At 40.2% G+C, this 15,214-nt stretch carries 8 protein-coding genes; 2 read left to right on the forward strand and 6 right to left on the reverse strand.

Going from position 1 to position 15,214, the window contains the following annotated elements:
- Positions 1-113 precede the first annotated feature (113 nt).
- The 4 genes from IGI38_RS09205 to IGI38_RS09220 form a co-directional block, all read right to left on the reverse strand.
- On the reverse strand, positions 114-6,614 hold the full coding sequence (locus IGI38_RS09205) for an InlB B-repeat-containing protein (RefSeq protein WP_438729053.1): 6,501 nt from the start codon (positions 6,612-6,614) through the stop codon (positions 114-116).
- Positions 6,615-6,907: 293 nt separating this feature from the next.
- Positions 6,908-7,957 carry a hypothetical protein gene (locus IGI38_RS09210; protein ID WP_438729055.1) on the reverse strand — a complete coding sequence of 350 codons (1,050 nt, stop codon included), beginning with the start codon at positions 7,955-7,957 and terminating at the stop codon, positions 6,908-6,910.
- Positions 7,947-9,332, reverse strand: coding sequence for a sensor histidine kinase (locus IGI38_RS09215; protein ID WP_438729057.1), 1,386 nt, complete (start codon positions 9,330-9,332; stop codon positions 7,947-7,949). The genes IGI38_RS09210 and IGI38_RS09215 overlap by 11 nt, the downstream gene beginning before the upstream one ends.
- Positions 9,333-9,407: 75 nt before the next feature.
- The gene (locus tag IGI38_RS09220; RefSeq protein WP_438729059.1) at positions 9,408-9,566 is read right to left on the reverse strand and encodes a hypothetical protein; all 159 of its coding nucleotides are present in this window, start codon (positions 9,564-9,566) and stop codon (positions 9,408-9,410) included.
- An 822-nt stretch (positions 9,567-10,388) separates the two neighbouring features.
- On the opposite strand from IGI38_RS09220, the gene IGI38_RS09225 reads away from it, so the two are divergent.
- Both IGI38_RS09225 and IGI38_RS09230 read left to right on the forward strand, forming a co-directional pair.
- The gene (locus IGI38_RS09225; RefSeq protein ID WP_438729061.1) at positions 10,389-10,952 is read left to right on the forward strand and encodes a TetR/AcrR family transcriptional regulator; all 564 of its coding nucleotides are present in this window, start codon (positions 10,389-10,391) and stop codon (positions 10,950-10,952) included.
- 21 nt (positions 10,953-10,973) lie between these two features.
- Positions 10,974-11,909: an alpha/beta hydrolase gene (locus tag IGI38_RS09230; protein ID WP_438729063.1), complete on the forward strand. Its 936-nt coding sequence runs from the start codon at positions 10,974-10,976 to the stop codon at positions 11,907-11,909.
- 442 nt (positions 11,910-12,351) lie between these two features.
- Here IGI38_RS09230 and proS read toward each other — a convergent pair whose 3' ends face one another.
- Together proS and IGI38_RS09240 are read right to left on the reverse strand one after the other, a co-directional pair.
- The gene (proS, locus tag IGI38_RS09235; RefSeq protein WP_438729065.1) at positions 12,352-13,791 is read right to left on the reverse strand and encodes a proline--tRNA ligase; all 1,440 of its coding nucleotides are present in this window, start codon (positions 13,789-13,791) and stop codon (positions 12,352-12,354) included.
- A 320-nt stretch (positions 13,792-14,111) separates the two neighbouring features.
- Positions 14,112-14,963, reverse strand: a complete 852-nt coding sequence (locus IGI38_RS09240; RefSeq protein WP_438729067.1) for a DUF368 domain-containing protein — start codon at positions 14,961-14,963, stop codon at positions 14,112-14,114.
- Positions 14,964-15,214 lie beyond the last annotated feature (251 nt).

Genomic DNA, 15,214 nt, shown 5'->3' on the forward strand with positions numbered 1-15,214 from the left:
ATTTAATAATTTGTCGCTAAAAACAATACTCTAAAACTTTATTTTAAATTATAAAAATGAATTAAAAAGACCTAGCAGCTTCATATTAGCCGCTAGGTCTCCCTATGTTTCCGTTATTTTTCTGTGTCTTTTTTGTTTCTTCTGAACCAAGCGAATACCGTTGTTCCTGCCACAATACATAGTCCCATTAAAGCAGTTAACGGACTTTGATATTCCGAACCGGTCTTCGGCAAGTTCTTACCAGATGTTCCAGTTCCATTGTTAGTGGTTCCTCCACGATAAAGACTGCCTGAAATATAGGTACTCTTCGAATTCGAAGAGCCTGTACCTGAATCCCCTGTACCAGGTAATTTATCATCATCCTTGGTATCGTCTTTGACATCTTTCTTCTTCCACTGAGCCACAAGCGTCATTCCGCCAGCCGGCATTTCGATCACACCGCTGATTTCTTTGTCCTTCAAGAACCAGCCTGTGAACTCATAGCCGTCGCGAGTTGGTGTCTTCGCTTTGTCGATATCGACTTTTTCGCCAGTCTTCGCCACGATATCGGCTGGTTTCGATGAGTCATCGCCGCCATTGACATCAAACGTGATTGTTTGATCCTCTGCCTGCCAGATGGCGTACACAGTGATCTTTTCATCATCGACCGTTGTCAGATTTTTCAGTGCTTGCTCGTCCTTGTATTCGACCTCTCCGTCTTTCTTACTAGACCAGCCAGCAAAACCGTAGCCTGCTTTGGTAAATTCATTTTTGCTTAACGCTTGTTCTGTATCGTATTCGAAGGCCTGATCTGACATCTTGCCAGAGCCGCTGTTGCTGTCAAATGCGACAGAATACTTGATCGGTGTCCATTCTGCCCGCAGATTTTTCCCGCCAGCTGGCATCACAAAGCTGTCATCCATTTTGTCGGATGCTTCATACCAGCCTTTGAAGATATAGCCCGTACGTTTTGGTGCATCGACCTTCGTCAAATCAACCGTCGAATCCGTTGGTTGAACGATGTTCCCTGGTTTCGTTGCTTCATCTCCGCCATTGACATCAAAGGTCACTGTTTGGTCGTCCGCTCTCCAATTCGCGAACAAGGTGATCTTGTCGCCATCAACATCGGTTAAGTTCAGGATCGCATCTTCGTCCGTATAAACGATTGGATCATCTTTCTTCGTTGACCAGCCGGTGAAGCTATAACCCGCTTTTGTAAACTCATTCTTGCTTAATGACTGATTCAAATCATATTCGAAGGTTTGATCCGCCATCGTGCCGTCTCCACTATTCCCATCAAATACGATCGAATAATTAATTGGCGTCCACTCCGCACGCAAGGTCTTGCCACCTGCCGGCATCGTGAAGGTATTGGTTGCTTTATTGGCACCATCGTACCAGCCAGCGAAAGTATACCCGGTGCGCGTTGGTGAAACAACGGTAGAAATATCCACTGTTGAATCTGTTACCTGCACGATATCTAATGGTTTCGTCGCAATGTCTCCCCCATTGACATCAAAGGTCACTGTTTGATCCAGCGCACGCCATGATGCATATACAGTTACTTCGGCATCATGTGTATCACTTAAATTCATGACGCTTTGTTCATCAATATAGTCGCATAGAGGACTGTTTTGAGCAGATAACCAGCCATCGAAGGCATAGCCAGCTTTTGTATACGTGTTCTTCGTTAAGTTTTGCGCCGCATCATAAGTGAATTGCTGTTTCGCCATTGCCGTTCCGTTACCAGTATTGGCATGGAAATTGACTTTGTAAGAAATAGCTTCCCACTCTGCCCGCAACGTTTTCCCACCGACAGGCATCACGATCGAGCTGCCTACTTTTGTTGCGCCGTCATACCAGCCAGTAAATTTGTAGCCGGTTCTGGTTGGAGCTTTGACTTTAGAAATATCCACGGTTGCATCGGTTGTTGACGCAATGTTGGCTGGCTTGCTAGAAGCATCCCCGCCGTTCACATCAAATTGCAATACTTGAGCCGTTGGCGACCACACAGCATACAGCTTGATCGTCTCATTGTTAGTCGCAGTCAAATTATTGACAGACTGTTGATCCACGTAAGCAGAAGTACCGCTAGCACTCGTTGCCCAGCCGACAAAGCTATAGCCAGAGCGTGTAAAGGTATTCGCAGTCAGGTTTTGCGCAGTATCATAGGTGAAATCTTGCGCTGCCATCGTGCCCCCGCCCTTATTGGCATCAAAGGTTACTTTGTATTTATTTGCTTTCCAAGCAGCTTTCAAGATCATTCCGCCAGCCGGCATTTTGATCGTACCCGTTACCGCTGTTGCACCGTTATACCAGCCATCAAAGGTATAACCCGTGCGTGTTGGTGCCTTCACGCTAGAAATATTGACATTCGTATCGGTTTTTTCAACGATGTCATTCGGCTTACTTGAAGCATCGCCACCGTTCACGTCAAACTGGATCGTTTGATCCTGTGCTTCCCAGACAGCGAAAACTTTTACTGTTGCTTTGTCTGTTGAGCTTAGATTCACGACAGAGGCTTCATCCACATAGTCCGCAGCTACCGCATTGCTGGTTTTTGCCCAGCCTTTGAAGGCATAGCCGGCACGCGTATAGGTGTTCTTCTTCAATTTCGCCGCTGTATCGTAGGTAAAGGCTTGATCGGTCATCGTACCTGTTCCGCCGTTTTTATCGAATTGAACAGTGTACGTGTTGGCTTCCCAAATCGCATAAACCGTCTTGTTCGCTACAAAATCAATCCGTGTGCCATCAGTAAAGTCAGCCGTCGCCGCGTTATCCGTCGTCCCCCAGTCTTTGAACTGGTAGCCAGTCCGTGTTGGATTCGCTACCGCTGATAGGCTCACCGTATCGCCGAAGTCGTACGTCTTCACATCGACATTTGCCGTTGTGCCATCATTTTTCTTGTAGGTCACGTTGACCGAAACAGCTTTCCAGATCGCTTTCAAATTCAATTCAGTCGAAGCTGAAGTAAAGTCGATCTTATCGCCAGGCTGGTAGTCTTTGCTGGCATTAGCTTTGTCTTGCCATTTCACAAAGGTGTAGCCTGTCATCGTTGGTTTCTTGTTAGACAATGTAATCGAGCCATTGCCTGAAACATCCAGTAAGACCGCCTGATCATCCGGCATATTGCCAGCAGCGGTTTCACCAGAAGCCATGAAGCTTGGCAAGTTTTCGTCATAAGCAACTTTCGCTACTTCGGTACTAAAGGTAATCTCAGAACTTTTCGCATTCAATACTGTATTCTGTCCGACCTCTTTAGCAGAATATTGGAATTGATTAACCGCTTTTTGATTGTCCGAATCCGGTACTAAGAAATTCATTACTGTGTCTAATGTGTCATTTGGATTTACTACATGTGCACCAAAGTCGATGTAAATCGCTGTAACATCTTTCATATCTGCCGGAGGTGTCGTACTAAATCCGTGACTTGCTAATTTAGCAGCATTCCAAGTTTGTAGATCACTACTATAATCTGGCAATGAACCTACCGCAGCTGTCGTGTAATACACGGTACCACTTGAGCTATCTAAACCAGTAAAATCAATATTCCCACTCGATCCACGTCCATCAGATGAAGAAGGTAAGATGTCATACAGACGAACATTGGTAAAGCTCGTATTACCAGTATTGTTGATCGTAGCCTTCATTTGCGGCGTGCCTTTTTTGTCAACCGCAAAGTGGGTTGTTTCTGTCCAACCGTCGCTGTTGTTCTTACGAGCTGAGGTATCGCCGTTCAATTTTGAAGCGTAGACGATTGAAAGTTGAGTATTGGATGAACTCCCTGTTCCTGTATATGAACCAACTACTGTATTGTCCAAATTCAACTTCGTTGCGATTGCATCTGATAAGTTGTTAGTTGCTCTATCCATTTGTAGAAAATCTTTACTTGAAGAGGCGACTGCTGGAATTGCATAGTTTCCTACTGGCGTTCCAGAAGCGACCTTGAAAGAAACAGGTATCTTAAATGACACACCACTATCTACTTTTTGACCATTGCCCGTCACTTTGAACCGATAGTAATTATTGGTAGTATCTGATCCCAATAATTCAATCTTTACGGCATTAGGATAATTAGTTCCAGTTACTTCATCATAAAAATCTTTGCTGGCTCCAGGATTTTGCATTTCCAAAACTTTTGGAACAGCTATCGATATTTCAGGATTTTTCCAGTTTGAAATAGCATGCAACGTATTGTATCCTTGAATTTCATAATTGACTGTGTCACCAGGCTGTCGGCTATTCGCATTACTGCTGACAAAAACTGCAGAGGCATCGGTTACATGATTCGGTGTATAGATTACTTCTCCTGTATCCATTTCAATAGTCACTGGCATCGGTGCTTGACCGTTTTCTTCATTGTCGTAGGTCAGAAAGGCCCCCATTTCAATCTTTGTTACCTTATCAGTTGGGATTTTTGTTTCATCAGGCCATTTGTTGCTATCCCAATTTTTGGCATCATACGCGAATCCAATGCCGTTTCCAGTCGGCCAAGCTCCATGTGTTGTGCCATCTGTCCCCATAGGAATTGCAGTAACTTTATTGATGTATTCGCCAGGATTAAGCACAGGTAATTCAAGCTTATGAGCTCCTTTCTTAGGAGTTGTCGAAACTATTCGGCTTCCACCAGAAATATTCATAATTTCAATATCTGCTTTATAATAGGCAACATCTGTAGCACTGTCTAAAACTGTTCCGTATACAGTAATCGAATTAAAATTCACTTTTTCAGAACCTGTTCCTTTATGATACAAAGTAAAACTTGTTCCTGTAATATCACGTTTCCCGGTATTTTTATAGGTTTTCAGATTACCATAATTACTATATCCAACAACATAGTTTGGCAAACTAATCGAAGACGATTCATCTTGAACAACCGCTGCTTTTCGAGATCCAGCAGTCCCAGTGTCGTGACCAGTCATGCCAAGTGTTATTTCCCACTCTGCTTGTGCTTTTTTTGTATAAGTAGCAGACTCAGTTACAATTTTGGCTTTTTCATTGAATTTTTTTGTCATCATTCCAAGAGTAATTGAGAAATTCTCATTCTCCAAAATTGAGCTTGGCGGAGTAATTTTGGTATCAACCTGATGACGATTAGAATTTACACTTCCAGACAATTGCCAATAATTAAAATGTGAGCTATCATCAGTGATTGTACGATAGTATCTCGTATACCCTATTGGAATAGTTGAGTCATCACTATTTGTTTTTCCATCTGTACCAAAGTAACTTGTAACATTAGTTGAAAGAGTAGAACCAGTTGGTACTTCAATAAAGAATTTATTATCATATGCTTCATCTAAAAGCCACAACTTATTATTGTTGTTATAAAGAGTTAACCTATTCGTTATCTCTCCATTTGAATAGCTATCACCAGTTGGAGTAAATTTCTGAATTCCCGGATATAATCCATCTTTTGTGTCACTCTTTAATTGTACTTTACTAGACTGTGACATCTGTCCGTCTGTTGAGTCATAGGCAGTCGCCTGCAAATCTTCCCAAATAACTTGATTCGCTGGAATCTTCGCATCGTAATCAGGGTTGAATTTAAAACGTAGATTCACCGTTTCAACGGTCGTCTTTGTTTCTTTCAAATGAATAATCAATTTTTGATTAGCTATATCATCTTCATAGTAGTCTACGATCGAATCAGCCGTTGGTGTCGCAGGAGTCACTAGTGAAAAAATAGGATCAGTCATTTCAAAATTCTTAAAATTTGGATTCGAAGTGTCTGGAGTATAGCCATAAGGAATCTCCACCGTAACACCAGTAAGCCCAGCTGTACTAATTGATAACGGAACAGCCACCGCATACTCCGCTGGTGCTAAGCCTGATACTGGATCTGTATAAGTTCTATGGGTGGTTGCTGCATTCAACCCAACAATTACTTCATTCGCTCGTGGTGCTTTCTTCGCTGCTTTTTCGGCATCTTTCTTTTGTTCTTTACTTGATTCGGTTGTTTCTTCTTTTGATTCTTTCGTTGAGTCTTCTGTTTTTTCTTCTTTGACTTCTTCTTTTTCCGCTACGTCGAAAGTAATTTTTTCGCTTTCGTAGTTGGTTTCTTCATCGAAGGCGGCTAATTCATAATGGCCGGCTTTTTCAGCGGTTAAGATCAGAACCTTCGCTGCGGCTTCTTCTTCCGCAATGTTTTTGATCGTTAATTCGCGTTTTTCTTCATTCCAAGCGTAGTCTTCACTTGGTTTGTCATCGCCATCAAGATGGTCGTTGGCATCAAAATCAAGCCCTTCAGGTAAAGCGAGTGTCACCTGTGGTAAATTACCAAAAAGTTGGAATTCAACTTTTTCGCCTTCTTTAATTGAATCAGCATTCTTTTGTTTCAGTGTCATTGTTGGTGCAGCTGCTTCTTCTTGGGCGGCTTCTTTTTCCTCTTGAGGTGCTTCTTGTACAACTTGTGGTTCGCTTGATTCACTTGTCGCAGCCGCACTTGATTCTTGTACTGCTTCAGATGATTGTTCTGGAATCGCTACTTTGCTTTGAACGGACTCCAATGTTTTTCCAGATTGTGCTGTCGGCGCCTCGATAGCGATCGACTCCGCAAATACCACCCCTGTTGGTAGTAATGTGCTAAATAACAAAATGGACGTTCCGACATAGGCTATTGGCTTCTTCTTCATTAATATCCTCCCCTGTTTATCAATCGTAATATTTGCAACAAAATTACCTGTTCTTTCATTAATTCACTCCGTCACTTCATTTATTTTTACACTAATATAAATATATTAACAAAATAATAATGACACAAAATAATTTTATCAATCATTTAGTATTAACTCAAATATTTTTCGATGTTTTTTGTGAGTTTTATGTGTTTTATTTATTGTTGTTAAATTATTTTTCTTATAACCAAAAAAACTATTAAACATCCAGCAACAAAAATAGGATGTTTAATAGTTTTTTTTAAGTAATCTTAGGTTGTTTTAAAGCGTTTGTTCAAAAAATAAAATAGCGGTAAAACGATCAAGGCAGAGTAGATAACGATCGCCAAGACAATATGGTTCTCATAATCACCGATGATCAGGGTCCGTGAATGGTAGACCTCCACCACCTGCTCCCTTGGTTGGTTCAGCTTCGCTGTTAAGTCTTTCGTATCCACTTGAATAGCGGCAGTCTTGATTTCCTTCACCTGATCTTGAATGCCGGATTTCTCTATGAGATAGTCTTCTAACTGACCCGCTTCTTCTAATTCAGTCGCTTGTTCTTGGGTTAAGTGAATGTCCTGCAGCGTGAACTCCTTTGCCTGACTTTCACCGCCAAAGGAAAACAGTGCTGGTAGCAGCAGCCATAAGAAACGTTTCTTTATTCCTTTTTTATAAATAATTTTATTCAGCTCTTTGGTTTGTACATACACAAAGATAATAAGTATGAGCACCAGAATAACTGGACAGATCGTCAGCATAAAAATTATATATGTGAACAACGTCCGGTACTCAATATTCCAAGGCCGTTCCTTTGTATCACCGGAAATATTATCGTATTTTTGTATGCTGACGTGAGAATATTTCTTATTAGCATGGATTTCATCCCCGCTTTTAAAGGCATGAACTGTTTTAGTCACATTCTTCTCAAAATTATAAAAAGTGATTTGGCTTTCTACATTATCTAATGTTTTGACCTCGAAGGTATCGATCGCTAGAGCCTTGCCATCTTCCAAAGACCAGAAACGAACTTCCGCCATTTCAGCCAAGGCCTCTTTTTTCAGCCCCAGCAGGTTCTCCTTCTTATCATATTCAAAATCTCTGCCGTCAATTCCTACCTGCTTCTTTTCATTGATCTTCCCTTTTTTCGAAGTGATCGTCACCTTCAAAGGAAGCTTTGTTTGTTTCTTTTGATTCGTAATCGTCACCGTCGGAAAATAGGTGCCTGAACAAAGTTCATCCTCGGCTTTCTCCTCGGCAAAGGCCTGCGTTGGAAATAGTAAAAGCAGGAGTAAAATGAGTATTCTTCGACTAATCTTCATCGCATTTCTCCTCATTCGGTATCACAAGATGGGTAACGACGTAGTCCCCGTCGATCTGGTACTCGCAAGAACCGTGCAGGAATTTTGCCAAATCCTTGATCAAGTATATACCGTTGCCGCTGCTGTAGGAGTAATCTTGCGATGCCCTTGGACCTAAGAAAGGCGATTGTCCGCTTTCTAAAATCGTTTGAATATGATGATTTTGCGTAACATTTTTGAACGTCAGATGTGCCTCGTCCTCCACTAGCTCTAGTGATATTTCTAGCTCGGAGTTTTCCAACGTATAGTGAACCATATTGGAGCTGATATTATGAAGCAGTAAACGCACAGCAACTTTATTTTGATAAATTAGCGCCTGCTCTGGGCCATCAAAAAAGAAGCTCAGCTTTTTATGCTTCAGCTCGTTCATTTGGTATAGCTGGGCTGTTCGAACCATATCCACTAGGTCAAACAGCTCAAGGCCTGCGTCAAATTGATACATATTCTCTCTTAATTGATGAAGAATATCATTGATTTCCAGTAATAATTGATTATAGACCTCGATCTCTTTTTCCAAAAAGGCCTGTTGTTCGCCATTTTTTGTATGCATCAACGTCATTTCGCTGTCTAAAAGCTGATTGTGGAGCGGCCCTTTTAGATCATGAACCATCGCTTTCGAAAGATTGATGGTATTCTCCAAATGTTCACGTTCCAAGGCCAGCGCGATTTCAAGATTCGTATTTTTCCCATAGACATTATGCAGGGTATGCTTTTGCTTCAAAAAGAAATTGTTCAAGCGTTCGTTCAGCTGATCGTCAACGTCTGCCAATGATTGTTCGTCCAGTTCATTCCGTTCTGCCCGATCCAAGGAGTTCGATATCTGATACAGCGGCGTCAAAAGCTTGCGTTGCAGCCAAATAATGATCAAGACTAATGCAATATAGATCAACAGGATCAGAACATTGAACTTAAAAATGAAATTCTGAAGCACCTGAATGAAGGGAACTTGATAAATGACATACCAAACGGATACCTTCTGTTTACCGATTTCAGTGTGTTCAAAGGACTCCAGAAATTTTGCGTTATCATTAACCACACCTTTGATTTTCGCATCGTCAGCCAAATCAATCGTTGAATACAACCGTGCGCCTGATTCATCCCGAATGATGATCTCGACCGCCACATCTTCTACTAGCTTATCTAAGTCCGCTTTCCAATGATCCGTTTGCAGCGATTCATTGATGTCCTCTTTGACACCTTCGATATAGGTATCCTCGGCATCCCGATATAAATTTCGAAAGACATAAACACTCTGCACGATCACACAAACAAAGACCAGATAAATAATAATCGATACGAATAAAAGACGTTTATTAAATAGTTTTTTTTGCTTCATCCCACTTCTCCATTTTAATGTTATACAAACCATTATTACACATTAAATATATTATGAAAAATTAATTTTGTGGAATCAATTCTTATTTTTCAAACTTTCCACTTTAAATACATCAATTAATGAACAAAAAAAGCCTCGCTTTTGACTGCCAGACTGTTTAGAAGTAACAATTTTCATACGTTTAAAGTATTCTTGTTGCTCTTCGGTATTCTCTAAATATCCAATTTCAATCATCAAAAAGCACTCATTCTTAAAAACAAAAAATGGCAAAATTCAGCTGATGCTCCTACTCATAAATATCCCCAATTTTTGTAATTATGCAAAATATATGGTGCATTTTTTTATGTAACACGAGCATATAGGGAACTCCTTGTGTTAAATTTAAAGTATAAATAAACGTTTATCTTTTGGACATGTCTTCTATTGATTGAAACTCAGGCCATTGTATGTTTGTGGGCCACCAATAAGAATAGGAGAAGTAAAATTGAAATCAATAAATTCGGGCGAAAAAATTTTGATTACAATCACGGTATTTCTAGTTGTAAGCACCCTTTCATATTTTGATTTTACTTTCACAAAGTCTTTAGCAATAAATTCCTTGTTTACTGGTTTAATTTCAGGGAGTGTAGTCATTTTAATACTATGGATTTTTAAGAGAATAAAAAAGTAGGACAACTTTTTTATGGAATGTAAGAAACTCTCAGCGTGCTGGTTACTGTGTTTCAGTAGTCAGTTTTTTTTATTATGAAGATCATCTTTTTCTATTCGCAAGCTATGTCCATGTGGGGGAACCGATAGAATCCGACATTTTTCGTTAAAGAAATCCTTTTTCTGGTGTTCAGAAAAAGGATTTTATTTTCGTACGCATATCATTTATCTAACCTGTTAAAACAAGAAAATCACCTTCAATACAACAATTAATTACCAGAAACAGTCTAGTTTTTTATGTGTCATTTTTTTCAAAAACGAACAGAATGACATTAATGATCGTTAATAACGAACACCCCTTGTTTGGTTAATCAACTAAAGTATACTTTTCATTAAGGAGGTGGCATGATGCAAGTAAAAAAAGAGGAAATCGCCGATAGTATTTTATTGCAAGCTGAAAATGAATTTTTTGTCCGCGGGTACGCGCAGTCATCATTACGTACAATTGCCCGAAAAGCAAACATCTCTCTTAGTAACATCTATAGTTATTATCCGAAAAAAAGAGATATTCTGTCTGAATTGCTAGATGATTTTGCAGAACAAGTCTTGGAGACTATTTATCAGCATTCTGAAAATCCACCCGTTTCACCACAGTCCATCATAGAAAGGGTAGAATCCTTAGAACAGTATTTTGATGAAAGTCACTTAAGCTTGCTGATTGATAAGCGAACGATCATCCTGTTTGATCTTGATCCACATGAATACCACTTACGAGACAGTATCTATCTATCATTACTGAGTCATTTGGATTGTCATATACAGTTGAACAACCAAAAGTATTCCATAATCATTTTAGAAATGCTGATCGAATGTTTACGTCAGTCGCTTAGTCAGTTTGACTCTTATTCTCAAGTAAAAAAATCTTTTTTAGATGTTTTCTTTATTTTCTGCACAGGCCTTAAAAAAATATAATTAATGAAAGGGTAGAGAACAATGTTCTATAAAAACCAAACGAATTGGGAACGAATCCAATCGTATCTTCCAGCTTCCTTCCAATTAAGTGATGACTGCTTACCCAACGAGTATTTTCTCGATTGGAACAATATCAAGATTCACATCGATCATTACGAACAGTCTAATCCTAAAGGAACAGTCATCATACTTCATGGTGTGGGAGGAAACGGTCGATTGGTTTCTTCTATCGCATTGTTATTACAACAATCTGGTTACGAAGTCATTTGTCCAGACTTGCCCCTCTACGGAAACACACAGTTACCTAAAAACCAATCTGTCTCTTATCAAACTTGGATTGAATGCGGTTGCTGGTTAGTTAAATATTTTCAAGGTATTGATCGGAAAGTTTCATTATTTGGTTTGAGTGCTGGCGGATTACTCGCATATCAAGTGGCATGTGCAAGTGAAAATATTTTAAGTGTTCTTTTAACCTGCATTTTAGATCAGCGGATACCGCTCGTTACAGAATCTACTGCTCTGTCTCCTATTGTTGGTAAAATGAGTAGAAACATTTTGCCTTTTACAGCATCCCTTTTTCCAAATTTCAAGATACCTATGAAATTTGTCGGAAATATGAAAGCCATCGTCAATAACCCAGAATTAGCCAAAATACTAATTGCTGATAAACGTTCTTCTGGTACTAGGGTCAGTCTCAATTTCATTTGTGGTATGCTTAATCCAGTCATAACAATCGAACCAGAGGAGTTCGATAAATGCCCTATTCTTCTTGTACACCCTGAGAACGACCAATGGACTGATGTCTCATTGAGCAAACTATTTTTTGATAAAATCTATGCCAAAAAGCAGCTGTTAATGATTCCAGAAGCAGGCCATTTCCCGATCAAGGAAGTGGGGCTGAACCAGATGCAGTCTGCATGTAAACAATTCCTAGATTCAGTCTATTTGAATAATTAGAATATAAAAAATAAGCCATCTACTCCAAAAATGGGGAGAGGGCTTTTATTGTCATACGCATACGAATACATTAAACTGCTGGAGCGGCAACTTGCTTGGCAGCTAACTCTTATTAAGGTAGTAACTTTTTTCAAAAAGCGAAAAAAAGTTAGTTTTATTTTCGTCACGCATATCATTACACTAGACATCTTGATCAATAATTCGTTCTAAATCATCGATTAAATTCTCACACTAAATAAACTGCGAAAAGTGTAACTGACAAAAACAAGCCTGAGCCGATCAAATGTCTTTGATCGCCCCAGGCTCTAAGAATATAACCGCACAGATCAACCTTTTGGGAAACCAAATTCCCGACCGTCCTGCTTACTGGTGGCTGATTGATTTAACAGTAATTGCAAAAACTTATTTATCTAAAAGTGATACTGTGGCGGACTTCCTCAAATTAATAAGCGCGCGCGATCCAAACAGTATGTTTCGCAGGCTTTCCAGTAACAATGTCGACTGTTTTTTCAACAGGCGGATTGAATGGAATGTTTCTTGTCGTGAAGCCAGTTTCTTCTTTGATCTTAGCTTCAGTCTCTTCGGTACCATCCCAACCGATCAAAACAAATCCTGGCGTTTCGCCGGCTTCTTTTGATTTTTCGATGTGGGCTTTCAATTCGTCTAATGTTTCAATATCAGTATGTTCATTCTCTTCATAGCGTTTTTGCGCGCTTTCGAATAAACGTTTTTGCATAACATCCAATTGATCAACGATGTACTCTTCAATGCCGTCTAATGACACCGATTCTTTGTCGTCTAGATCACGCATCTTGATGACTGCTTGGTTATTTTCTAAATCACGAGGACCAAATTCAACACGGAGAGCCGCGCCTTTTAGTTCCCATTCATTAAATTTGAAACCTGGTGTATTGTCAGTTGTATCAATACGAACACGCAAACCTTTCGCCGCTAACGTTGCTTTTAATTCCTTCAAGCGATCTAAGATTTCGGGTTTCTTTTGCCAAGGGCCGACTGGAACCAAGATAACTTGAGTTGGCGCTACTTTTGGCGGTAATACTAACCCTTGTTCGTCCCCGTGAACCATAATCAATGACCCGATCAAACGAGTAGAGATTCCCCATGAAGTTGTATAGGCATGCTCGTGTTCGTTGTTGCGGTTCAAGAATTTGATATCGAAGGCTTCCGCAAAGTTTTGACCAAGGTAATGAGACGTTCCTGCTTGGACGGCTTTTCCGTCACGCATCATTGCCTCTACAGAATACGTATCTACGGCACCAGCAAAACGTTCAGACGGTGTTTTTTGTCCGCGATATACTGGAATAGCTAATGTATCTTCGATCAATGTCGCATAGGCTTCTAAAATTGCCATTGTCCGTTCGCGCGCATTTTCTTCTGATTCATGCGCTGTATGTCCTTCTTGCCATAAGAACTCTGATGTACGTAAGAAAGGCATCGTCTTTTTCTCCCAACGGAAAACGTTCGCCCATTGGTTGATTTCGTATGGAAGATCACGGTAAGAGTTGATCCAGTTAGAAAACGCATCGCCGATCAATGTTTCAGATGTCGGACGTAATGCATACGGTTCTTCCAATTCTTCGTCGCCGACTTTCGTCAACCATGGCAACTCTGGCGCAAATCCTTCTACGTGCTCTTCTTCTTTTTCTAAGAAATGTTTAGGGATCAGCATTGGGAAGTAAACATTGCGAATATCTTGTGTTTTCAGGTATTTGTTAAAATCCTCTTGAATATGTTCCCATAATTCCCAGCCATCGGCTTTAAAGATGATACAACCACGAACAGGTGAATAATCCATCAAGTCAGCTTTTTGAATTGTTTGTAAATACCATTTAGAAAAATCTTCTTTTTGTAAGTTTGTCATTCATGCATCCTCCTAGAAAATAAAAATAAAAAAAACCGTTCCGTCCCTACACAATTGTAAGGACGAAACGGATAATTTCGCGGTACCACCTTGCTTGGCCAAACGTGTTGACCCAACTTTCAGCTCCAATAACGCTAGAGTCGCGTGCTGTTTTCACAACAATCAACTTTGGTAGGTTCATAAATCTCAGCGGGCGTGTCGATCTTTCAGACGGTGAATCAACTCTCTGCTGCCAATAAAATTTATTACTATTCCAAATGCTTACCACCATATTAAAGACTTCTAATCAAAATTGCAAGCCTTAATTTCAAATTCTTTTTTTAATCCTCTGGAACGTAGCGTTCTTCCAGACGACTCATCCACCATCCTAATGCCGCACCTAAAACACATAAAACCGCGCAGCCAAGGAAACCAAGGAAGCCGATGCCGCTATAATCCGTCGGCACGATCATGACCGTCGAAGCAAAAACAATGCCCAAAATAAAATGATACATTGGTGCATAATAACGACTGAAAACCCAATCCATCACTTTAGATAAGCTCAAGACTGTCACTAATCCACCGATCCCGATCGGAATGATCACACCCATATCGACCGTTTTGAAGCCATCCGCCATCGCTTTGTACATGCCCATATAAACTAAAAAGTTTGACGGACTAAGTCCCGGCACGATCAAGCCTAAACCAATCAACGCACCTGCGATCATCCAGGTGAAGAAGTTTTGATCGACCGTTCCAAACAAGCTCGAACCCTTCCACAAGAACAAGAATCCTACGACAAAGCTAATAGCGATAATAACATAATCTTTTGTTTCTCGGCCCTTTTTCCCAGCTTCTTTCCATAATGCTGGGACGGTCCCAATAATACACCCGACAAAGAACCAAAGCATGATCGTTTCAAATTCTCCCAGTAAAAAGCTGACTGCAAAGGATAACACGAATACCCCTGTTAAGCCGCCCAATCCGACTGGAATAAAAAACAAGACATTTTCTTTGAAGTTTTTTGTAATGTGAGCTAAAAATGAAATAATGCGTTCATAAATACCAAAAACTGCCGCCAGCGCTCCGCCGCTGACACCCGGTAAAATAAATCCAGAGCCGATAAACATTCCTTTAACGAAGCGTAAAAACCAGTCGCTTTTATTCGGCTGTGTCACTTTCTCGTTTTCCATAAAAAAATAAGTCCTCCTAATTCGTTTCCAAGTAAACATTTTTTAAAGGCTCAAAAATGCTTCTTAATTGTCACGCCATGTACGAATCCAAAAAATTCTAAACTGACCTCAGCGTTTTTTAATGTCCTTAGCCAGTGTAACGATAAAAAGATAGCAGTGCAAGACCATCCCAATGCCCTACGTCGAAATTTTAAAGAAACTTTTGAGATTTTGGCGAAGCTGGTCTTCTTTGATTATTTATCTAACCCATC

The sequence above is a fragment of the Enterococcus sp. AZ128 genome (assembly GCF_051714485.1).
Lineage (GTDB): Bacteria > Bacillota > Bacilli > Lactobacillales > Enterococcaceae > Enterococcus_A.